Genomic DNA, 22,501 nt, shown 5'->3' with positions numbered 1-22,501 from the left:
TTTAAATACCAAGAACATGAAAAAGATTCTACTTTTATCTTTTCTATTTGCAGCGACCATGTTATCTGCACAAAAGCCCGTTGAGCTGCCCCTATGGCCCAACGGTGCCCCCAATAACAACGAACTGACCAATTCCGGACAGAACCATAACAACGAATGGGTGTCCGATGTCACCACCCCTACCCTTACGGTGTACCCTGCCTCCCACCCCAACGGCATGGCCATCATCATGTGTCCGGGAGGCGGCTACGGGGGGCTGGCCATGAAGCACGAGGGACACGACATGGCTCCCTGGTTCAACACACAAGGCATCACCTATGCAGTACTGAAATACCGTATGCCCAACGGGCACCATGAAGTGCCCCTTTCCGATGCCGAACAAGCCATCCGCATGGTACGCGAACATGCCGCCGAATGGGGTGTCAATCCTCAGCGTGTAGGCATCATGGGCGCTTCTGCCGGCGGCCATCTGGCAGCTTCGCTTGCCACACTATACAGCAGTGACAAGACCCGTCCCGACTTCCAGATCTTGTTCTATCCGGTGATTTCCATGCAGAAAGGCGTTACCCATGGAGGTTCCCGTAAGAACCTTATCGGAGAAAATCCATCTCAGGAACTGGAACAAAAATACTCCCTCGAAAGGCAAGTGTCCCCACGCACTCCGCAAGCTTTCATCATGCTTTCTTCGGACGATGACGCGGTGCCGCCCATCAACGGCATCGGTTACTTCCTTGCCCTGCGCGACCATAAAGTACCTGCCAGCCTGCATGCCTACCCCACCGGCGGACATGGCTGGGGATTCCGGGACAACTTCACCTACAAGCGTCAATGGACGGAAGAACTGGAGAAGTGGTTGCGTGAAGGGCTCGTATTCCCGGTCTCTGAACCTACCACAAAGAAATAAAAGCAATTATGAATAAAAAGTATTTTTTACTCACTTGCCTCGCAGCGTTTCCCTTTGCCCTGACTGCTCAGGAGAACAATCGCTACGAAGAGATTACCAACCCCAAGCTGACAAGCATCAACCGGGAGCCTGCCCGCAGCACGTTCACCTCCTACGTCACGGAGGCTGATGCCGTCATCAATGACCGCAAGAACGGAACCTTCCGCTTATCCCTTAATGGGAAATGGAAATTCCATTACGTGGAAGCCTTCGCCGACCGCCCCACGGACTTCATGATGGACCGTGTGGACGCCAGCCGTTGGCCGGACATCAATGTACCCGGAAACTGGGAGTTGCAGGGATTCGGCACGCCCATCTATGTGAACCAGCCTTATGAATTCTGTTCTTCGGGCTATCCTCCTTATTGGGACAAGCCCAATCCTCCATACGTTCCCCAAGAATGGAATCCCACCGGCACCTACCGCCGCGAGTTCACTCTTCCGGGAGACTGGGACGATAAGGAAATTTTCCTGAGTGCCGACGGCGTACGCGGGGCAGCCTTCTACTACCTCAACGGCAAGTTTGTAGGCATGAGTAAAGATGCAAAGACTCCGGCGCGTTTCAACGTCAGCGCCATTGCCAAGAAAGGGAAGAATGTCATTGCCATTCAGATACACCGCTTTTCCGATGCCAACTATCTGGAATGCCAGGACTTCTGGCGCATCAGTGGTATCGAACGGGACATTTACTTATATGCCCAGCCTCAAATCCATCTCACGGACTTCAAGGTGGAGTCTCCTTTGGATGAGAACTACCGGAACGGTATCCTCAAGGTAAAGGTGCAGTTTACCAATGAAAGCGGACAAAATTCCCCATTTGTCGTTGGTTACCGCCTGCTGGACAAGAACGACCAGCAGATAGCCCAGTCCTCTACTCAGGTCAGCGGTGACCAGACAGAGGTGGAGTTCACCAAGAAAACCATCCAGGAACCTTTGCAATGGACAGCCGAAACGCCCAACCTCTATACCCTTGTCATCAGCCTAAAGCGCCCGAATGGAGATGTGATTGAAGCGACAAGCTGCAAAGTAGGATTCCGCACAGTGGAAATCAAGGACAAACAACTGTTGGTAAACGGACAACCTATCCTCGTGAAAGGCGTGAACTATCACGAACACAACGAGAATACCGGTCACTATGTCTCCGAAGAACTGATGAAGAAAGATTTCGAGCTTTGGAAGAGATACAATGTCAATACCGTCCGCACCTGTCACTATCCCCAGCAGGAACGTTTCTACGAACTCTGTGACGAATATGGTATCTACGTCATCGACGAAGCCAATATAGAAAGCCACGGCATGGGTTACGACCTGCGTGTAGGCGGCACGCTGGGAAACAATCCGCTCTTCATGAATGCCCACCTCGACCGTACCATGAATATGTACGAACGGGACAAGAACCATCCGTCAGTCATCATCTGGTCGCTGGGCAACGAAGCCGGAAACGGATTGAATTTCTACGTTACCTACAACACCTTGAAGACGCTCGACAGTCGTCCCATCCAGTATGAACGCGCACTGTTGGAATGGAATACGGACATCTACTGCCCGATGTACGCTTCCCCTTCCTATCTGGAAAAGTATGCCCGGAACAAGGAGATGACGCGTCCCCTCATTCTTTGCGAGTATGCCCATGCCATGGGCAACAGCCTCGGCAACTTCCAGGACTACTGGGACATCATCGAGAAATATCCTATCCTCCAGGGCGGCTGTATCTGGGACTGGGTAGACCAGGGCTTTGCCGCCAAGACAGACGACGACCGTAAATACTGGACCTATGGCGGCGATTATGGCGAGAACGGCACGCCCTCCGACGGCAATTTCTGCATCAACGGCGTGGTATACCCCGACCGCAGTGTCAAGCCGCAGACAGAAGAGATGGGAAAAGTATACCAGAACATCAAGTTCCTTGATTTCGACAAGCAGACTTCCACCGTGAAAATCCGCAATGATTTCTCCTTCACCAATCTCGACAAGTACGACTTCTACTACATCATCCGCGACCACGGAAAGGAAGTCTACCGTGGCAAGATTGAAAATATCCATGCCGCACCGGGCAAGACGGTAACCACCGGCTTCCTGAACGGCATACCCAAAGAGAAACAGACAACGGGAGATGTGCGTATCGAGTTCTATGCAGCCATCAAGACGGCAGAGCCTTTCCTCCCGGCCGGCACGGTCATCGCACGCGAACAGACCTACGTCCATACTTTCTACAAGAAAGAGGCTACGGCACAGCAGCCCGCCACTTCTAAGGAAGAGGGAAATTTGGTGGCGTTCTCCGGTCCCGACTTCAAAGCCACCTTCGACAAGCAAAGCGGTCTGCTCACCTCCTATTTATACAAGAAGCACGAGTACATACTGAACGGTCAGGGTCCCCGGCCATTCTTCTGGCGTGCACCGACGGACAATGATTATGGAGCCAACCTCCCCGTCCGCCTCAAAGCCTGGAAAGAGGCAAGCTACCAGGAACCAAAAGCCGAAAGTTTCCAAGTGACTCCGGGCAGCAATGCCACGACAATAAAGGTGACCTACCGTTTTCCACAGACAGACGCCCGTTGGGACATCACCTATAAGATATATGCCAGCGGAGTCATCAAGGTAGACAACCGGTTCGTGGCCGAAGGAGACCAAGCTCCGATGATACCGCGTGTAGGCCTGCGGATGCAGTTGCCGGAAAGCTTTACAGACTTGACCTACTACGGTCGCGGTCCGAAAGAGAATTACCGAGACCGCCGTACCTCCCAGTTCATCGGAGAGTATGCCATCCCGGTCAAGAACATGTACGAGCCGTATGTCCGCCCACAAGAGAACAACCATCGCACAGATATCTATTGGTGTGCCTTTACCGATAAGACGCAACGGGGCCTGCTGCTCATCGCCGACCGCACCTTTGAGCTGAACGCCTCCAACTATCCCCTGGAAAGTATGGACAGCGGCGATACGATTGACAACGGCGCTCCGCGTACCGAAAAGACCCATCACCGCCACCTCACCGACCCTCTGCCGGAAAAGATGGTCGATTTGTTCATTGATTACCGCATGATGGGTGTCGGTGGAGACGACAGTTGGGGCGCAACCGCCCATGAGCCCTATCTGATTCGTCCGGGCAAAGAGAACGCCATTGAATACGGTTTCTCCCTTGTTCCGTTCGATAAAAAGGAGGATTATAAATATTTAATCCGGCAATATTGAATTTAATCCCTCCGGATTAAGCTTTTATAAAAAGGATGTAGTAAATTTGCTGCATCCTTTTTACGTTCAAGAACAATAATAATCAAAAGAAAGAAAAATGAAAACAATGACTAAATTTATGTTCAGCGCCCTCTGCGCCGCAGCCATGGTAACTTCCGTTTCTGCCCAGGGAGGGAAAGATATGTTGAGCAATGGAATAAAGTATCTGGATGTGCCATACGTAGCCCATACGTTGGAGGCTGATGGTCCCGAAGAACTCGTCATCAACTGCGATGAAGTAGACTGTACCACGCTGGTGGAATATGTACTGGCAGAGACACTCACCCCCAAATTGGCCGACGGAGACATCTCGGAAAGCGCTTTCGCCGATAACCTGCAAAAAATCCGTTACCGTGACGGTAAAATCGACGGGTACACTTCCCGCCTGCATTATATTGCCGACTGGATAAACAATGGCGTACGCAACGGCTTCCTTCAGGATGTAACGGGCGCCATGAGTCCCGACACCGAACGGTTGTCTATCTCCTACATGTCTTCCCATCCCCAACTTTACAAGCAGCTGGCAAATTCTCCGGAGAACATAGCCAAAATGAAGAAGATTGAACAATCCTTGTCCGGCAAGGAAGTTCACTATCTTCCCAAAGCCAAACTTCCCGCCGATGGTCTCCCGTGGATTAAAGACGGCGATATCATAGCCATCACCACCAACACTCCGGGGCTGGATGTAGCCCACATGGGAATCGCTTTCTATGCGGATAGCAAACTCCTGCTGGTACACGCTTCCTCTACCGACAAGAAAGTGGTCGTCTCCAAAGTCCCCTTGTCCCAAATGCTGAAAGACAATAATAAGTGGACGGGAATACGGGTACTGAGGATGAAGAAATAAAATGAAATACTATATATGGAAAAGGCGATGAAGATTTGATTCTCCATCGCCTTTTCCGTATATAGGATTGTTCGTTCCTATTCCTTTACGACAATATATTCATCAATATTCCGTGTTTCTTTACTGAAGTTCACACCTACTTTCACTAATTTTCTGCCATCCAAGGTATAAGGAATCAGATACCCCTTCTCATCTATTTGTTTCAGAGCTGCGTCGGCCGTACCGTCCAGTTTAAACTCAAAAACATAAATAGCGGTAGGGGTATGAACGACTGCGTCCGCACGGCCGCGGCTGCTGCGAACCTCGGACCGGATGAACTGTCCCAGCAAAGTAAACACTACATGAAAAATAACCTGATAATGACGTTCCGTATCATCACTCAACTCGTACGGAATACCGGAGAAGAATATCTTAAGACGCTCCATAAACGCCTCCACATCCCCACTCTTCAATTCACGCATGAATTTAGCGATGTGGAAACCAGTCTCATCATCAGTAACTTTAGTATAAAAAGGAACCAGAAAATTGAGGAAACCATAACAAACTTCATCATTCGGAAATTGAAGCGTATAAAGGCAAACCTCCTTATCATAAGCTTTTATAGTCAAGTAACCGCTCTGATAAATCATAGGCAGAGGATTATTAGCTTCTGCACGATATTCAGAGAAGGCAGAGGCAGTAACCTCTACGCCATTCAGCAAAAGGCGAAGATCATAGTCACTCTTTTTTAATAAATCCACCAAATAAGTAGGTGTACCCGTCTGAAACCAGAAGTTGCCGAACTTCAATTTCTGGAATACATTCAGAAGGCTGAAAGGGTTAAAAAGCCCCACCGAAGTATCTTCACAAAAATGATAGCCGTCATATTTCTTTGCCAAACGAAAAATCGTTTCCTCCAAAGTCAGTTCTTCATTCTCACTTAACCGTTGTATTTCCGGGCCAAATGTTTTTATAAGTTCATCTTGTGTAATGCCGCACAAAGCATTGTATGCTCTATCCATGCTTATATCATTCAGCTGGTTCAAGTCACTGAACACACTTACTTGCGCAAACTTGATCACTCCGGTCAAGAAAACAAAACGAAGATAACGGTCAGCGCTCTTCAAGACACCGTAGAACGCTTTCAATATTTTCCGATACTCATCCAGCAAGTTCTCATCCAAGACCGCTTGAAGCAATGGCTTGTCATACTCATCAATCAGCACAACAACCTGCTTTCCCGTCAGCGTGCATGCCCGCTCTATCACGTAAGCAAAACGCTCCTCCGGACTACGGTCTTTCTTCTCCTGACCATAGAGCAACTCCCATTTCTCCAGATACTGATTAAGCATAGCCGTCAGGTCAGCAGCAGTTTCATATTTCCGGGCATTCAGATCCAAGTGCAAAACCGGATATTCTTCCCATTCCTTTTCCAGCTGTTCGATGGCCAAACCTTGAAACAAATCCTTGCGTCCTTGAAAGTAGGCTTCAAAGGTAGAAAGAAGCAGGCTCTTGCCAAAACGACGGGGACGGCTCAGGAAATAAGGAGTAGAAGTAGATGCTATTTGATAAATCATAGCCGTCTTATCTACATAAAGAAAACCGCCTTCACGTAGTTTATCAAAAGTCTGTATGCCTATCGGCAGTTTACGTATCTGTTCCATGTTATTATAACCTGATTGGTGTATCACAAAGGTACGATTTATATTTCAAAAAAAGACGAAAGGCGATGGAGATTTTAGTCTCCATCGCCTTTCATTATTTTACTAATCATCATTCTGACATTACTTAACGATTATGCTTATGCTTGTACTGCCATATAAGCAGAAAAAAAGAAAAATAAAAGTCAAGAGTACTATAGCCCCTACTGCAAGCCCTCCTTTATCTTTTCCACAATATAGTGTACATCTTCATCCGTCACCCACGGACCACTGGGTAGGCACAAACCACGCTTAAACAAAGCCTCACTCACCCCGTTCACATAAGAAGGACTCTGAGCATAAACCGGCTGCAAGTGCATAGGCTTCCATAAAGGACGGCTCTCAATACCCGCCTTATCCAGCCATAGGCGCATGGCTTCCACATTACGGTTAGGTTCACAAGAAGTATGTACACTATTCACCTCGTGAGTAACACCTGCCGCACCACCTACAGCACCCTGAACAGCCTCACGGTAAGCATCTTCCTCACCTTTCACAAGCAGTCCCTCATCCAGAAGGACTGTATTCAGCCAATAATTGCTGTCATAACACTCCGAAGGATTCTCATGAAGCGTGATTCCCTCCACATCAGCCAACAGCTCACGATACAAACCGCACAGATGCTTATGGTGTGCTATGTGCTCATCCACCACCGTCATCTGACCGCGACCGATACCGGCACAAATGTTACTCATCCGATAGTTATAGCCTATACGCTCGTGCTGGTAGTAGGGATAGGACTCACGGGCCTGGGTGGCATAGAACATAATCTCTTTCTTGACATCTTCATCCGGGCAAATCAAAGCACCGCCACCGCTGGTCGTTATCATCTTGTTGCCATTGAAGGAAAGCACGCCATATCTGCCAAAAGTTCCGAGGACTTGCCCGTCAAACTTGCTGCCAAAGCCTTCGGCGGCATCCTCTATGACCGGAATATCATATTTATCTGCCACCGACATGATTTGGTCTATCTTGTAGGGCATCCCATATAAAGCCACCGGGACAATCGCTTTCGGCTTCCGACCCGTCTTATTGATACGGTCTTGAATCGCTGCCTCCAAAAGTACAGGATCCATATTCCAAGTATCCTTTTCGCTATCCACAAATACGGGTGTGCCACCGAGATACGTCACTGGATGACTTGAGGCGCAAAAGGTAAAACTCTGCACTATCACCTCATCACCCTGCCCCACTCCACAGGCCAGCAGAGCCAGGTGCACCGCTGCCGTACCGGCACTCAAGGCGACCACTTTCTTGTTATGACCAACAAAATGTTCCAGTTCCTGCTCGAAGGCATTCACGTTCGGACCGAGTGGAACCACCCAGTTCGTATCGAAGGCTTCCTGTATGAAGCCCATTTCCTTGCCGCTCATGTGAGCGAGGCAAAGATAAATTCTCTTATCCATAATATATATATGTGATTATTCTAACAATGCGACTTTCTCAAGTAGTGAGGAATAAAAAGAAAGGAAAGGGCTTTATAAATCGGGAAAATCTACTCATAAATGTTTCCATGACCGGGATATAGGCTGCAATCCTTTATTAGCTCCATAATATGCCCTTCCGAGATTCGCGAATCCTCCTTATCACCGTTAAGGAATGAAGCGATAACTTTAATATCGAAATATATGTCAGCAACAAAGAGTGTACCGTTCCGCCCTTTTCCTAAACAAACTTCTTTATAGGGACAATATTTCTATTGAATTGACAATCTGCAATCTGATGAATATTCATTTCAGTTATGGCCGTTGAAAGCCTCAGTGGTAGCATTACCTTCCTTATTAATTCCTTCTCTTACAAACACTTTCTTTATAGTCAGCAGAACAACCTTCGTATCCAGCCAGAAAGAGATATGATCCACGTACCACACATCCAGCTCAAACTTACGTTTCCAACTGATATTATTCCGTCCGTTTACCTGTGCCCATCCCGTAATGCCTGGACGGACTTCATGACGACGAAACTGTTCTTCTGAATATAAAGGCAAGTATTTAGGAAGCAATGGCCTCGGACCAACAAGAGACATATCTCCTTTCAAGACATTTAGTAACTGTGGCAGTTCATCTATTGAAAGCGAGCGTACTATTTTTCCAACTTTTGTCAAGCGTTCAGCATCCGACAATAAATTTCCTTCAGAATCCCGCTCATCCGTCATTGTTTTAAATTTGATGGCCTTAAATATTTTTGCATTTTTGCCCGGACGATTCTGGGTAAAGAAAACACCTGCACCATTGTTAGCAAAATAGAGGAAAATAATCAGAAGAAGCAATATGGGGAAAATAGCAGCCAATACAAAAAAGGCGATAATAAAATCAATCACACGTTTCAAAAAACAAGAATACATAATACTCTCTATTTATCTATTCATTAGTATTTTTCCATTTAGAATATTAACGTTCTCTTTCAATACCTTTGCCGGATTTCCAGCAGCAATACAATTAGGCTGAATATCTTTAGTTACCACGCTACCCCCCCCTATAACCACCTGATTACCAACAATTAAGCCTGGCATAATTATAGATCGTACGCCTATAACACAATTAGCGCCGATATATGTATCAGCTTTTAAATTCCTACAATGGTCATGCGCCAATATCATAGCACCGGAAAGCACCCAAGTATTATCTCCAATATGAATACCTTTAGGATTAACAGACTTGTCCAAATGGGCTTTCCATGAAATCCTACAATTCCTGCCTATATCCATTCCGTATCTCCAACGAAGATAACAAGGGTATAAGTCAACAAGAATTCCCCAAAGTTTTTTTCGAATATTCATCACCTCTAATAACTAATTACCCAAAATATTATAAATATCATCAGAAAGATTATTCACACTTTCTTCTTCTGTAACATCACAATGTTCTTTATAGCCATCATAGTGATATGCCACTATGGAATTTTCTTGAAAAGAGTAAAGATAAGCCAATAAATCATGTTCGTTGAATCTATAATTATCTATAAAATTCATAATCTTTGATGCAGATAAACTATCTTTAATTCTAAGGACACCATTAAACTTTTCGTACCATATAGACCCAAAAATAACAACTGGCTTCTTATTGCAAATAGCCTCCCATCCTACAGTGCCTGATATTGTCGCTACAGCTTTGGCATTTTTCATCAGTTCATAGGGATTAGCATTTAAAGGCATTAATTTCACTCTTGGATTATTAATCAAGTCTTTATAAAAATCAATTGTTCGTGATGTTTGTCCAAGAAATTGAGCCATAAATTCTGTCGGATGCTCTTTTACATATATATAATAATCGCTTGGTGTATATTTCAACAACATCTCAATTGCCAACAATTGATTGACAAACAAGCCACCGGTTGGTGATGTTGTTTGTTCTGGTTGATAATGGAGTGGAAATAAAATATAATTATCATTTTTATTTGGCATTGTGGTGGACAAATCATAAAACTTTCTAAGCTTTGTCTTAAAACTCATTGCCCTTTTCCATAATACCCAATAATTAAAAGGAGTCATATATGTAGACTCCAAGCTTAAATCTTTCTTTTTAAAACAAGTTTGAGTATTCTTCCAAAAATGCTTTTTTGAGCCATGAGGGGTCTGTTTTGCAAATTGTAATCGTCTCTCAATATATTGTGTAATCCAATATGAAATTTTATTACTTTTTTGGCTATTGGCTTTATGTTCCTTCATATAATAAGGAACAGCTACTGAATAGTCAGAAATTACAGACTCGTAGGATTTACGAATATTCTTATCAATGCCATCCCATTGTAAATTTCCTAAATCCAGGTATTTGTTGTAGCTTTCAGTAAATCTATCATCTAGAACTTCAAAATCTTTAGAAGAATAGATTCTTCCTTCTGTCATAGAATATTGATAAGTCAAAAAAGGTATTCCTCTTTCCTTACACAAAAGATACAATACATAATCATAAACTCGATGTGGGGTTACAGCACTGATTACAACATCTATTTTATATAAATCAAGACATGCTTCCCAATATTTAATCAAGTTATTATAATGCCTTTCCCTTTCCATGTAACAAAAGCTTCTTCTATCATAATCAATGCGATTCATCATTGTAAATGCTTGAATTTCATAAGAAGAATATTTATGTATGAAATCTATGTCAACTTGGTAATCATTAAAGTGCGCTTGTACTTTTTGTGGGAATACAGCTTTCCATGCCTCTTCCGTACTTTGGTACTCTATTTCAGGGAACTTGTCTCTTACAATATGGTAAGAGTTATCATAACTATATCCAATCCAATAAACAGGTTCATAACCATGTTTCTCCTTGAGTACGCCAGCTACCTTAACCCATGGATCTACCACACAAGTGTTGTATAAAACACGTTTCATTGTTTCTCAAAATTTTATTCCATATTTGTTACTTAGGATTTCTATTCCTCTATTGTATGATATTAAAGATAAGGAATCTTCCGCATCAAACATAATATCGAATTCATCTTCTATATACGATATGAGATTCAATTGATGAATTGAATCCCAATTCTTAACATTCTCACGTGAAAATGAATCATTAAATTCCGCTTGCTCTACTGCAAAAACATCTACAAAGATTTCATTGTACTTTTCTAAATTAGTCATAATAATATTTTTTAAATTGCGAAACTACCTTCTACTTGCATAACTTGCCCTGTTACATATTTAGACATATCCGAAGCAAAAAAAACAAATGCATCTGCTACTTCTGATGGCAAGGCGTAACGTCCCATACCTACACTTGTAAGTCTGTCTTCAAAACGTCCTTCAATCTCTTTCAAAAAACGTTCCGTAGCCACCATACCCGGTGCCACAGCATTGACTCTTATATTATAGCTTGCCAGTTCTTTCGAAGCAGATAAAGTTGTAGCGATAACAGCTCCCTTTGTAGCCGAATAAGCTAACTGACCTTTAGCACCCTTCAAACCAACAAGACTTGCCATGTTGATTATCGAACCAGACGATTGCCTAACCATCAATTTTGATACCATTTGAATCAGATGAATAAGTCCCATGACATTAACATCAAACATTTTTTGAAGTTTAGCAAAATCAATCATAGGAAGCATCTCATAAGTTACAATACCTGCATTATTTACTAATACATCAATCCGTCCATACTCTTTTTTTATACGAGTAATAGCCGCCTTTACTTCTTTAAATTCAGTAATATCAAAACAGATAGGAATAATTTTGGTAGCATACTTTTCTGATAAAGAAACGCTCCAATCATTCATATCAGAACCTATCAAGTCATTTGCAAACACAATTGCACCTTCTGAAGCAAATCGTTCAACAATTGATTTGCCAATACCGTTAGCGGCCCCAGTAACGAGACAAACTTTTTTATCCAACAATTTATCCATATTTTCTATTTATTAAGAACGACTTTTCCGGTTTCATTTCTCTCGATAGATTCCACTGTTATCACTCTTATATTTTTATGAAACAACTTTGTCTTTTCCATAATAAAGGCCTGTACTGCATTTTCTATTTCCCGATTAGTTATTCTAATCTCCAAAAAGTCATCACTACCACTACAAACACAATCTGTATTAAAATTGGACTTCACTAAATATTCGACTTCATCCAATCCAATTCTTAAGCCAAATATTTTCAAAAAGCGCTTCATTCTACCAACTATGAAATAAAAACCTTCACTATCCCTTCGTACAATATCACCAGTATGCAAAATTCCATTATTATCATCACCCTTTTGTAGGTCTTCCTTACATACAGCATAACCTAATGTCACGTTTTCCCCTCGATATATCATCTCGCCTATCGCTTCACCTTCTGTAGTCTCTACACCTTCAGAATCAATAATGGACAATGTTCCATTGGGAATAGCCTGGCCTATACTTCCTATTTTATCAACTGCCCTTTCCGGTTTTAAAAAAGCCATTCGCGCCGTTCCTTCAGTTTGCCCATACGTTGGAATGAATTTTTTATTTGTTTGAATAGCGTACTCACTGCATTTTTTAAACAATTCAGAGCTTAGTTTTCCACCGCCCTGAGTGATTATTTTAAGGTCTGGAAGATCCATTTTAAAGAAATGAATCTTATCCATTATTTCATAACTAAAAGGAACGCCTGTAAAACTTGATACCTTATACTCCTTCAAATCACTCCAAAAAGATCTATCCATCAAAGATTTTGAAGAAATAAATAATTTTGCACCGACCAAAAGATGGCTTGTTATCACAGACAACCCCATTGTATAGTGCATGGGTAATGCTACAACAGGGATTTCGTTTTTAGTTAATCCAAATAGCATGGCTACGTTATGAGCATTTGCTTCTATATTACGATAGCTATGTCGCACCAATTTAGGACTACCCGTAGAGCCCGATGTAGGTAACAACAATGAAAGTTCTTTATATAATGGAGGTGAACATGAAGCAACTTTCATCAATACATAATTGCATTTGGAAAACAACCTTTCACCTTTAAAATTATCACACATAGATTCCGGAGACCATATATATTGAGGAGCGTATTTTTCAATCAATTGTTCATACAACTCCCTATCTGTATTGGCACTCAGTATTAGAGGAACAATCTTAGCACTTAATGACGCCACATACCCCATCAATGAACCTATAGAATTCTGCGCAAATATCACAATCAGACTTCTTGATATTACACTCTGCTCAAACTCTTCTGAAAAAGCACATAATTCGCCATACGTGACGGATTGTTTGCTATCATCGATTGCCGCAACTCTATCTTGAGGCTTTTTATCAATATCCAAAAACATAGGCTATTTAATTAAATTATAAATTTTCTTGCCGGATTACCACGATATGTAAAACCATCTCTTGCGTTATTCATTAATAAAGACCCTGCTGACAATTTCACATTATTACCAATTTTAAATCCCTGAAGCACAGTAGTTCTTACACCCAGCAGATTTTTATCGCCTATCGTTACGTGACCGGATAGACGTACAGCTGGGAAAAAAACATTATTATTCCCAATAATTACATCATGGCCAAAAATTGAATCATTCACCACAATATTAAAATTTCCTATTCGCACATTGGGAGAAAAACGACATCCTTCACCTATCACATTACCAACTCCTATCTGAAAAGTATCAATATCAATAAATGATGTATCCGGATCTATCAAATTAGGAAAATCTAAAACAGAGTTGACCAAATTAGAGACAATCTTTTCTAAAACCTTCACATTCGCTATTGCAACGACTACAGAAAGAGGGGTTGTCCATTTGTTCAATAAAGAAACAGCCCCTAACACAACACCATAATTATTTGAAGTTTCTCGTAAAGATTCATTATCATCAAAAAAGCCTATGAAATTCCATTTTGTTCCATCTGCATTTCTCTTATTGATTTTTCTTATCAAGCAAGCAATTTCTTGTCCATAACTACCTGCGCCTATTATTGCGATATTCTTCATTTTCATTTAAAAATAGAATCCACCATATTACAATATGCAATTTTCATTTTCTCAAATGTATAATCCGCTTCAAATCGCATTCTTGAATTCTTTCCCATCTTCTCCCAATCGTAATCACTCATTTCACAGAAAACATTTACTAATTGATCAACATTTGGTTCTAACAGAATTCCATTGCAAGACTCTCCATCTGTATGGATTAGCTCTGGAATTCCGGATATATTAGTAGATATTATGGGAAGTCCAGCACGCATTGCCTCAATGATGGATATAGGTAACCCTTCGTTGTAGCTCATCAGAATATAAATAGAATTTTGGGCAAGATATTTATATATTTCAGTATTAGAGAGAGTACCTAAAAAAGACACGTGTTGATCCAATCCATTATCTGAACAATACTTTATCAAATTTTCCTTTTCAGAACCATCGCCAATAAAAGATACATGGATATTGTCCAACAAAGATTTATTGATTTTAGACAACGCTTCGCAAATAAGTTGTTGTCCCTTTCTTCCATTTATGGTACCAACACAGCACATTCGATATTGAGGAGTGAGGGATAAAACCTGCGTATTAAGTTGAAGTTTCTCTTCATTGCTATAATCTTCAATACCGTTAATCACCAAAGAAATTCTTTCATTAGATATGTGGGGATATATTTTTTTAAAATTGTTCATCCCTATTTGAGATATGAATACGCACTTGTCAACACGGTTAATGCAATACTCTATTTTTCTTACATGCTTAGCATTAAGCCATGATCCCTTTAAAGATGGATAATTATAAGAGATCATCTTGAAAGGAATAGCATCACTGTGGAAAAAGAGTAACACTTTTACATCACGCTTATTATGCTTCAAAAAGTAATAGCACGCATCAATAGAATGAAATGAAACAATATCCGGTTCTCTATTATATTTCAAATATTGTTTCACTACTTCATTGCTACACTTAATATCTCTAAGATAAAATATGGAACTTAACAAAAAACTGGACTTAACCATTTGGCGAATTTGCCTTTTTATAGAAGTAAGGAAATTCTTCCGAGGAACGACTTTAGGCACTGAAAATAACTTTTGCACATCATCATATTTATCAACTATGCCATCAGATGATATTACTGTTACTTCATAACCTCGAGAAACGAAATATTCCTCATTTTTCAATATACGCCTCATTGTGCCGGCAGGTCCCATTGGACGTGTCAATGATCCGAATATCACAACATCTAATTTTTTCATCATAATACTTTCTTGTAATTATTTTTATAGCCAAACACCATCAAATAGCACATGATAATAAAATATTGCGTATCAAATAAATAATAAGCGACACTAAAAAAATCACTAAAAAGGATTGTTATAATTAAAACTACAGACACTTTCCCAAGGTACGACTTTTGAGAATAAGAGATAAGCAAAAGTCTAATCAGAAATGAATAATAGATAATGAGTCCAATTATACCAACTCCCACAAGCAATTCTATATAATTATTATGTGCATAAAAGTTCTTTCCAGCAAACATTGGGGTTTGGTTTGATAATACGCGGAAACAATTTATTCCATGCCCTAAAAGAGGCTTTTCAAGAAACCAGTCAATCCCCCAAAACAGCAAAAAAACCCTGCTATTATCACCCGATTTGTCTCCACCCAATATATTGGCAGCTTCTTCAATTCTCGCTCCCATTGTTTCATAAAAAACACCACTAAATACCAAAATTAAAACACATGATAATACGACAACAATTATCGCGATACGATATAAAAAAGGAGTCTTGAATAAAAACCAAAAAGAGAGTAAAGATAACAATGAAAATATGAGCAAAGCACGACGCGATCCAGATAGCATCAAAACATATATAGCAAGTAATGATACCACCATCAATATAAACCACGTTTTTGCATTTCCACATCTTCTATTCCAAATAAAGCCGGAAAATAAGCCCAAACATAAATCTACTGCAATAGAGTTCAAATTCCATCCATCAAATAAACCTTCACCTCTCCCGGCAAAAGATGAAGTATCTGTCAATAGTATTACATATAAGCAAAGTATGATTGAACAGGCATAAAACAAGTTCAACAAATTATACACATCATTTTCATTTCTATAATAGATCATAATCAGCATTGACACAGAAAGTATTGGTAATATATTTTTAAAAACATATAACGTAACCTTTGTATCAATTGTCCAAATTACAGAAAGTAGAGAAAATGATAAAAAAGAAACTATCCAAATGATATAATTCTTCTCAAATGTAACTTTTCGAGTAAATAATATATATAAAAGCAAAAGCGACGGTATCAATGGTCCCCAAAAGGTTATTCCTGTTGACAATATAACCCCTCCACGAATCATATTAGAAATCAAGTAAATAGCTATTGAAAGAGTAACAGATTGCCTCAAATCTATCTCTAAAAAGCTATTTACGACTTTATCTCCAAGATAATTATTCATACGAATTAACGGGATATGATTTTATGTGCTAAATATATCCGATACAAAAATTCTACAACATAGGATGCTAATGCCATTATCACAAATGCTGTTACCGTTGACAGATAACCTCCAACCCACATCACAATCAGAATCAATATATAAATTATCGTAGTAAAGATTATACTGTATAACACATATTTGTTATAGCCCTGAGCAATAAACAAATTTGAAGATATATAACTACTGACTTCCAAAAAAAGAGGAGCCAAAAGATATAATCTTATAGGAAGCAGATCGACTTTTTCAGCATATAAGAAAGGCACAATAAAAGGGAGAAATAATTGTAATACGACCACTATAATAACAGTAAGCCATATAATTAATCCACCTGTTTTCATAAAGAGTCTGATATTTTTATCCTTTGCCATTCGTGGAAACATTGCGACTCCTATCACAGAAACAAATCGGGCCACTACATTCATTATCTTGGAACCCAAATCATAAAGAGCCACATCTTTCATATTTAACATTCCCCCAATAAGAAAATAGTTTAATTTATCCTTTATAGTACAAATCATATCGGTACAGAACACTGGTGTAGCATCTTTTGCATAATATTTCAATGTACTCTTTGCTGGAATTGTAAACGATAATTTATGTTGATAAAACATAATATAAAATGCAATAGCCCCACCCAATATACTACCAAAAGTCAAAAATAGCGGAACCAAAATATAATCATCTTTCGAGTCAATGAACATAAAAGTCAACACTACAAATACCGATTTAATCAAGATATTCAGTATGGTTATATATTTCATTTTTTCTATTCCTTGAAAATAGAATTGAGGAAATAATAACTCATTGAATGTCAACCCAAAAGTAATTAAAAACAGCAACAAATATTCTCTATAGGAAGGAATTATGAATATTATGAAAAGATATACAGCAAAAGCAAAAGCCCATAACAACATTTTCATAATCGTAACAGCCGATACTATCTCTGACAATTTATCCACATCATCCCGATGGATGGATATATGTCTTGCCGTCACTTTTCTAAAACCATAATCAATAAACAACGTTGCGTAGCTTACCAAGATTTGCGCTGTAATCACCCATCCATATAAATCAGCACCAAGTACTCTGATTAGATATGGATATGTAATTAAAGGGACAAGCATCGTAAAGACCTGAAATATGGTAATATACGACATATTCTCTATCACTATCGAATAACTGTTATAATAGCGTTTGAATTTTTGATACAATTGACTCATCTTTTGCTTCTATACATTACAGAATTTTCCCCCATTATTATCCACTTCAACAAATATCTTCTTTTTACTTTTGATTGCATTTAAAATATTTTTCCCTAATACAATCCAAAAGCTACAGCCCAATAACGTAAGAAATGGGAAAACTAATAAAATAAGAATTTTGTGGGGCTCTGAAGCGTAAATGGGAACCATAGGAGGTTCTACAATAGAATATATCGGAGTTATCTCTTGTACTTTAGTCTCTGCTATTTGCAGTTGTTGAGCCACTGAAGAATATACTGCATAAGCAAGATTCATTTCCTGCTCTAATCTTACCTGTTCTGCTTTATAACTGAGTAAAATAATATTATTATTTGCATCTACAAATTTTGTATAATCCGCTTGTGCTTTTTCATAAGCCAATTTCTTTCTTTCATACAAATCCTGTTGAAATTTGAAATCCTCCCGTGCTTTGTTGGTACGATATTTAACAATGTAATTTTGAAGTTTTACAATAACCGTATCCGCCAATGAAGCTGCAATATGCGGATCTTGCATTTTCACAGTCAATGAAATTAAACCAGTCACCTTATCCATTTGTACCGTTATCCGTTCTGACAAATTTTCTACGACACTATTTTCTTCTGGAGTTAAAGCATTCGATTTTTTTTGCTCCAGAATATCTTCATCTTTAAATAAAGATACTCCCCAAAGTAATAAGTTCTTAGGAGCATTTACTATATAGTTCCACCATGGGATTCTATTATAGCCCACCATATAAGCATAAAGGGTTGTATCAACCTTTGCTTCGGGTACACTAACAGGTACTATAAACAAATCTGTAATAAAAGGAGTCGATTTGACGATATCAGGATATATTTCCGGATAAATAGCATCCGCACCTGCTTGATTTAAATTAAAACCAGCAATAGCTGCTAAGGAAGGCAAACCACCCCCCTTGTTTTCAGAGGCTTCGGGTGCTATTATTGCCTTCGACTTATACTCTTTAGGGATGCTAAAAGCTATGACTAATGCCACCAATAAAGATATCACACAGCATTTAATTATCCATTGCCGTTTAGACCATATATGTAGAGCGACTTCTACTAAGTCTATTTTAACCTCTTCTTCATAAATAGGTTCAATATCATTTTGTTGTTTCATTTTATTTAAATAACTCATCTTAATTGATAATTTTTAGCCTATTAGAAATCTTCCGAATTTTGTTTTCAACATTAAGTGACAAAAAAGTATCGACAGAACCAAAGCAAGCAGAAATGAAATCCAAGGCAAAGTAACTGAACTAAATAATATGGGAAAATCTGTTTTATAATATAAATACTTTAATACGAATTGCTGGAAGATATACACCCCATAGCAATAACCACTTAGAGTTATAAATCTTGAATGATTATGAAGATATTCCTGTACTATAGCCTTATTTGAAAGACCATAAAGTGACAATATCATCATTCCCCCCCCCAATAAATGCAGTGTATTCATTGTCAATATTCTACATATTTTCAAAGAAAGAGAGTGCGTTTCCCAATCTATCACGTTTTCTTTCAGGCATACCCCAAACAAGACATATAACACAATGAGCAACATACTGACCTTAGTGTCAAAAACAATACGTTGTGACAAATCGTACTTCATTACGAAATAGCCAGATAGAAAATAAATGAAAAAAGTAGCTGTGTGTCCTAATCTCAAGGGCAAATATACTTTCAAGGACAGAAGCGCTGCACAAGCAGCCAACACCCAAAAGAATTGGGGCGATATTCTAATATATTTTTCTATAAGATATACGCCGACAAAGCACCAAAATATCATAGGAAGATACCAAAGATGTCCACAACCTTGTAGAATGTCATACAAGACATGGTACCACGAAGCCGACAAATCGAAAAATATTACATAATAAAATGCCGAGAAAAAGAAGCAAGGAAGCAACACACGCTTTGCTTTTTTAACTATGCACCCTTGAAAAGTCATATATTCAGGATGGTGCTTGATGGAATATCCAAACAGCAATCCCGAAATAAAGGTCATGGCTTCTAACTGAAAATTATGAGATAGTTTGGCCATAAAACTATATAACGGAACATCGACCGCATTTACTTGACATGCAGGAAAGGGATTGCTCCAAGCTCCAGAATAGATAGCAAAGGCATGGTAGAACACTAATAAAAAGATAAGTACCAACCTAATAACTACTACATCCATCAAATATTTCTGTTGCTTTATCTTCATTTACCCTATGCAATCATATTCCACCCCCAACTCCTTTAACTCATTTTTATCATAAATATTCCGCCCGTCAATCACCAAAGGACGAACCATAGTACGCTTCAGCACTCCCAAACTAGGCATACGAAATTGCTTCCACTCCGTCACAAGCAGCAAAGCGTCTGCATCCAATACAGCATCATACATATCCGTAGCATAAAGTACCTTATCCCCGATCCTACGTCTGCATTCATCCATCGCAATCGGATCATAAACTTTCACACTTGCGCCGGCCTCTATCAGTTTATCAATCAAGACTAAGGACGGAGCTTCGCGCATGTCATCGGTCTCAGGCTTGAAAGCCAAACCCCATAAAGCGATTTGCTGACCTTTCAAGTCCCCATTATAATGCTTCAACAACTTCTCAAAAAGAATGCTCTTTTGTCTCTCGTTTACCTCTTCCACAGCTTTCAACACACGCATCGAATAACCGTTCTTCTCCGCAGTCTTCATCAACGCCCTCACATCTTTCGGAAAACAAGAGCCACCATACCCGCAACCCGGATACAGGAATTTACTGCCAATACGGCTATCCGCACCAATGCCTTTGCGAACCATATTCACGTCAGCCCCAACCAGTTCACAGAGATTGGCGATGTCATTCATAAAGCTAATCCGCGTGGCCAACATGGAATTGGCAGCATACTTTATCATCTCGGCACTCGGAATATCCGTAAATATCAACCGGTAGTTATTCATCATGAAAGGTTTGTAAAGACGTCCCATAATAGCCTTGGCCTTTTCCGATTCCACACCTACCACCACACGGTCGGGCTTCATGAAATCATCCACCGCATCACCCTCTTTCAGGAATTCCGGATTGGAAGCCACGTCAAACTCCATCTTTACATGACGCTTGTCAAGCTCTTCCTGAATGGCAGCCTTCACCTTTTGTGCGGTACCCACCGGAACCGTGCTTTTGGTCACAACCAGCACATACTTATTCATGTTACGGCCAATGGTACGCGCAACTTCCAGCACATATCTCAAATCAGCACTGCCATCCTCGTCAGGAGGGGTACCAACCGCACTGAACACAACCTCCACTTCATCCAGACACTCCTTCAAGTCTGTCGTAAATTTCAGACGACCCGCTGTATAATTGCGATGGACCATATCCTCCAAACCCGGTTCATAAATGGGAATAATGCCTTTCTTCAGATTTGCTATCTTACTTTCCTGCACATCCACACAAGTCACATCAACGCCCATCTCTGAGAAACACGTGCCAGTCACCAAACCGACATAGCCGGTACCAACTATTGCTATTTTCATATTATCTTGGTTTACTTTTGATTACAATCGATAAAAAGAACGATACCAGTCTATCGTTTCCTGAACTCCTTCTTTAATCGGCTTGTCAGGCTTGAATCCTAATTCACTCTGCAAAGCCGAAGTATCCGCATTCGTTTGGTAAACATCCCCTGGCTGCATCGGAAGGTATATTTTCTCTGCCGGACGACCTATCGCTTCTTCTATAGCATGGATAAAATCCATTAGTTTCACCGGATGCGAATTGCCGATATTGTATATTTTATAAGGAGCGGTAGAAGAACTGGGATCAAAAGCCTGGGCACTCCAGTCAGGATCAGGAGCAGGGATATGGTCTATCACACGAAGAATCCCCTCGACAATATCATCAATATAAGTAAAATCGCGCAGCATGTCACCATTATTGAAAACCTTTATCGGCCGCCCGTGCAACATGGCATCGGCAAAAAGAAAAGGTGACATATCCGGACGTCCCCAAGGACCATAAACCGTAAAGAAGCGCAAACCTGTAGAAGGAATGCTATATAAATGGCTGTACGTATGAGCCATCAATTCATTTGATTTTTTAGTCGCCGCATACAGGCTTACTGGATGTGCGATGCTGTCTTTTTCTGAAAAGGGTACTTTTCCGTTCAGGCCATAAACGCTACTGGAACTAGCGTAAACCAAATGTTTCACCTGATAATGACGGCAGCCCTCCAATACATTCAAGAAACCGTCTATATTGCTTTCCACATAAGCGTACGGGTTTTCTATAGAATAGCGAACTCCGGCTTGTGCAGCAAGGTTCACGACTTTGTCAAAATGCTCATTGGCAAAAAGCATTCGCATAGCCTGTTTGTCCTCCAGATTCATACGGACAAAACGAAACTGCTCATATACATTACTTTGGACGAATTTATACCAATCAACATATTCCTGCTGAATACCTAAGACAGCAAGGCGACCATACTTCAAACTTACATCGTAGTATGTATTGATATTATCCAATCCTACTACAATATCTCCCCTATTCAAAAGACCTTTACAGACATAAAAGCCTATAAATCCGGCTGCACCGGTTACTAAAATCTTCATTTCAAATTTCTTAACTAATGCTCTAATAGAAGCATATCCTTTAAATAGTTATCC

At 40.4% G+C, this 22,501-nt stretch carries 19 protein-coding genes; 3 read left to right on the top strand and 16 right to left on the bottom strand.

The window, feature by feature from the left end:
• Positions 1-16: 16 nt before the first annotated feature.
• The 3 genes from DW096_RS01145 to DW096_RS01135 all read left to right on the top strand — a co-directional run bounded on the left by DW096_RS01145 (position 17) and on the right by DW096_RS01135 (position 5,020).
• On the top strand, positions 17-904 hold the full coding sequence (locus DW096_RS01145) for an alpha/beta hydrolase (protein ID WP_005836645.1): 888 nt from the start codon (positions 17-19) through the stop codon (positions 902-904).
• Positions 905-912: 8 nt separating this feature from the next.
• Positions 913-4,134, top strand: a complete 3,222-nt coding sequence (locus DW096_RS01140) for a glycoside hydrolase family 2 TIM barrel-domain containing protein (RefSeq protein ID WP_009038563.1) — start codon at positions 913-915, stop codon at positions 4,132-4,134.
• A gap of 97 nt (positions 4,135-4,231) precedes the next feature.
• Positions 4,232-5,020 carry an N-acetylmuramoyl-L-alanine amidase-like domain-containing protein gene (locus DW096_RS01135; RefSeq protein WP_120028641.1) on the top strand — a complete coding sequence of 263 codons (789 nt, stop codon included), beginning with the start codon at positions 4,232-4,234 and terminating at the stop codon, positions 5,018-5,020.
• Between the two features lie 77 nt (positions 5,021-5,097).
• On the opposite strand, the gene DW096_RS01130 is transcribed toward DW096_RS01135, so the two are convergent.
• The 16 genes from DW096_RS01130 to DW096_RS01050 all read right to left on the bottom strand — a co-directional run bounded on the left by DW096_RS01130 (position 5,098) and on the right by DW096_RS01050 (position 22,447).
• Complete coding sequence (locus DW096_RS01130; RefSeq protein WP_118930808.1) at positions 5,098-6,663, bottom strand: ATP-binding protein; 1,566 nt, start codon at positions 6,661-6,663, stop codon at positions 5,098-5,100.
• A 200-nt stretch (positions 6,664-6,863) separates the two neighbouring features.
• Positions 6,864-8,105 (bottom strand): DegT/DnrJ/EryC1/StrS aminotransferase family protein, encoded by a 1,242-nt coding sequence (locus tag DW096_RS01125; protein ID WP_120028640.1) that lies wholly within the window; start codon positions 8,103-8,105, stop codon positions 6,864-6,866.
• A gap of 329 nt (positions 8,106-8,434) precedes the next feature.
• Positions 8,435-9,043, bottom strand: a complete 609-nt coding sequence (locus tag DW096_RS01115) for a sugar transferase (RefSeq protein ID WP_118930809.1) — start codon at positions 9,041-9,043, stop codon at positions 8,435-8,437.
• Between the two features lie 12 nt (positions 9,044-9,055).
• Complete coding sequence (locus DW096_RS01110; protein WP_233555708.1) at positions 9,056-9,478, bottom strand: DapH/DapD/GlmU-related protein; 423 nt, start codon at positions 9,476-9,478, stop codon at positions 9,056-9,058.
• Positions 9,479-9,490: 12 nt separating this feature from the next.
• Positions 9,491-11,038, bottom strand: coding sequence for a hypothetical protein (locus DW096_RS01105; RefSeq protein WP_118930811.1), 1,548 nt, complete (start codon positions 11,036-11,038; stop codon positions 9,491-9,493).
• 6 nt (positions 11,039-11,044) lie between these two features.
• Complete coding sequence (locus DW096_RS01100; RefSeq protein WP_118930812.1) at positions 11,045-11,287, bottom strand: acyl carrier protein; 243 nt, start codon at positions 11,285-11,287, stop codon at positions 11,045-11,047.
• An 11-nt stretch (positions 11,288-11,298) separates the two neighbouring features.
• Positions 11,299-12,048: an SDR family NAD(P)-dependent oxidoreductase gene (locus DW096_RS01095; protein ID WP_118930813.1), complete on the bottom strand. Its 750-nt coding sequence runs from the start codon at positions 12,046-12,048 to the stop codon at positions 11,299-11,301.
• A gap of 5 nt (positions 12,049-12,053) precedes the next feature.
• Entirely contained in the window at positions 12,054-13,442 is a 1,389-nt protein-coding gene (locus DW096_RS01090; RefSeq protein ID WP_118930814.1) for an AMP-binding protein, read from the bottom strand.
• Between the two features lie 11 nt (positions 13,443-13,453).
• Positions 13,454-14,107: an acetyltransferase gene (locus DW096_RS01085; RefSeq protein ID WP_158589288.1), complete on the bottom strand. Its 654-nt coding sequence runs from the start codon at positions 14,105-14,107 to the stop codon at positions 13,454-13,456.
• Positions 14,108-14,109: 2 nt separating this feature from the next.
• Complete coding sequence (locus tag DW096_RS01080; protein ID WP_118930816.1) at positions 14,110-15,351, bottom strand: glycosyltransferase family 4 protein; 1,242 nt, start codon at positions 15,349-15,351, stop codon at positions 14,110-14,112.
• Positions 15,348-16,568, bottom strand: coding sequence for an O-antigen ligase (locus DW096_RS01075; protein WP_118930817.1), 1,221 nt, complete (start codon positions 16,566-16,568; stop codon positions 15,348-15,350). The genes DW096_RS01080 and DW096_RS01075 overlap by 4 nt, the downstream gene beginning before the upstream one ends.
• A gap of 5 nt (positions 16,569-16,573) precedes the next feature.
• A complete protein-coding gene (locus DW096_RS01070) occupies positions 16,574-17,767 on the bottom strand; it encodes an oligosaccharide flippase family protein (RefSeq protein ID WP_233555707.1) in 1,194 nt (397 codons plus the stop codon).
• A 72-nt stretch (positions 17,768-17,839) separates the two neighbouring features.
• On the bottom strand, positions 17,840-18,991 hold the full coding sequence (locus DW096_RS01065) for a Wzz/FepE/Etk N-terminal domain-containing protein (RefSeq protein WP_233555706.1): 1,152 nt from the start codon (positions 18,989-18,991) through the stop codon (positions 17,840-17,842).
• A 15-nt stretch (positions 18,992-19,006) separates the two neighbouring features.
• A complete protein-coding gene (locus tag DW096_RS01060) occupies positions 19,007-20,035 on the bottom strand; it encodes an acyltransferase family protein (protein ID WP_158589287.1) in 1,029 nt (342 codons plus the stop codon).
• 27 nt (positions 20,036-20,062) lie between these two features.
• Entirely contained in the window at positions 20,063-21,373 is a 1,311-nt protein-coding gene (locus DW096_RS01055; protein ID WP_120028638.1) for a UDP-glucose/GDP-mannose dehydrogenase family protein, read from the bottom strand.
• Between the two features lie 21 nt (positions 21,374-21,394).
• The gene (locus DW096_RS01050; protein WP_118930820.1) at positions 21,395-22,447 is read right to left on the bottom strand and encodes an NAD-dependent epimerase; all 1,053 of its coding nucleotides are present in this window, start codon (positions 22,445-22,447) and stop codon (positions 21,395-21,397) included.
• Between the last annotated feature and the right edge of the window lie 54 nt (positions 22,448-22,501).

It is taken from the genome of Bacteroides sp. AM07-18, assembly GCF_003602695.1.
In the GTDB taxonomy this organism is placed as follows: Bacteria; Bacteroidota; Bacteroidia; order Bacteroidales; family Bacteroidaceae; genus Bacteroides; species Bacteroides uniformis.
This window is presented reverse-complemented; position numbering and strand designations above follow the sequence as displayed.

Coding starts and splice junctions, on each gene's coding strand:
- DW096_RS01065 (WP_233555706.1), bottom strand. CDS start 18,991: ATGAGTTATTTAAATAAAATGAAACAACAAAATGATATTGAACCTATT.
- DW096_RS01085 (WP_158589288.1), bottom strand. CDS start 14,107: ATGAAGAATATCGCAATAATAGGCGCAGGTAGTTATGGACAAGAAATT.
- DW096_RS01100 (WP_118930812.1), bottom strand. CDS start 11,287: ATGACTAATTTAGAAAAGTACAATGAAATCTTTGTAGATGTTTTTGCA.
- DW096_RS01125 (WP_120028640.1), bottom strand. CDS start 8,105: ATGGATAAGAGAATTTATCTTTGCCTCGCTCACATGAGCGGCAAGGAA.
- DW096_RS01095 (WP_118930813.1), bottom strand. CDS start 12,048: ATGGATAAATTGTTGGATAAAAAAGTTTGTCTCGTTACTGGGGCCGCT.
- DW096_RS01075 (WP_118930817.1), bottom strand. CDS start 16,568: ATGAATAATTATCTTGGAGATAAAGTCGTAAATAGCTTTTTAGAGATA.
- DW096_RS01140 (WP_009038563.1), top strand. CDS start 913: ATGAATAAAAAGTATTTTTTACTCACTTGCCTCGCAGCGTTTCCCTTT.
- DW096_RS01070 (WP_233555707.1), bottom strand. CDS start 17,767: ATGTCGTATATTACCATATTTCAGGTCTTTACGATGCTTGTCCCTTTA.
- DW096_RS01090 (WP_118930814.1), bottom strand. CDS start 13,442: ATGTTTTTGGATATTGATAAAAAGCCTCAAGATAGAGTTGCGGCAATC.
- DW096_RS01110 (WP_233555708.1), bottom strand. CDS start 9,478: ATGAATATTCGAAAAAAACTTTGGGGAATTCTTGTTGACTTATACCCT.
- DW096_RS01105 (WP_118930811.1), bottom strand. CDS start 11,038: ATGAAACGTGTTTTATACAACACTTGTGTGGTAGATCCATGGGTTAAG.
- DW096_RS01055 (WP_120028638.1), bottom strand. CDS start 21,373: ATGAAAATAGCAATAGTTGGTACCGGCTATGTCGGTTTGGTGACTGGC.
- DW096_RS01060 (WP_158589287.1), bottom strand. CDS start 20,035: ATGGATGTAGTAGTTATTAGGTTGGTACTTATCTTTTTATTAGTGTTC.
- DW096_RS01130 (WP_118930808.1), bottom strand. CDS start 6,663: ATGGAACAGATACGTAAACTGCCGATAGGCATACAGACTTTTGATAAA.
- DW096_RS01050 (WP_118930820.1), bottom strand. CDS start 22,447: ATGAAGATTTTAGTAACCGGTGCAGCCGGATTTATAGGCTTTTATGTC.
- DW096_RS01135 (WP_120028641.1), top strand. CDS start 4,232: ATGAAAACAATGACTAAATTTATGTTCAGCGCCCTCTGCGCCGCAGCC.
- DW096_RS01145 (WP_005836645.1), top strand. CDS start 17: ATGAAAAAGATTCTACTTTTATCTTTTCTATTTGCAGCGACCATGTTA.
- DW096_RS01080 (WP_118930816.1), bottom strand. CDS start 15,351: ATGATGAAAAAATTAGATGTTGTGATATTCGGATCATTGACACGTCCA.
- DW096_RS01115 (WP_118930809.1), bottom strand. CDS start 9,043: ATGTATTCTTGTTTTTTGAAACGTGTGATTGATTTTATTATCGCCTTT.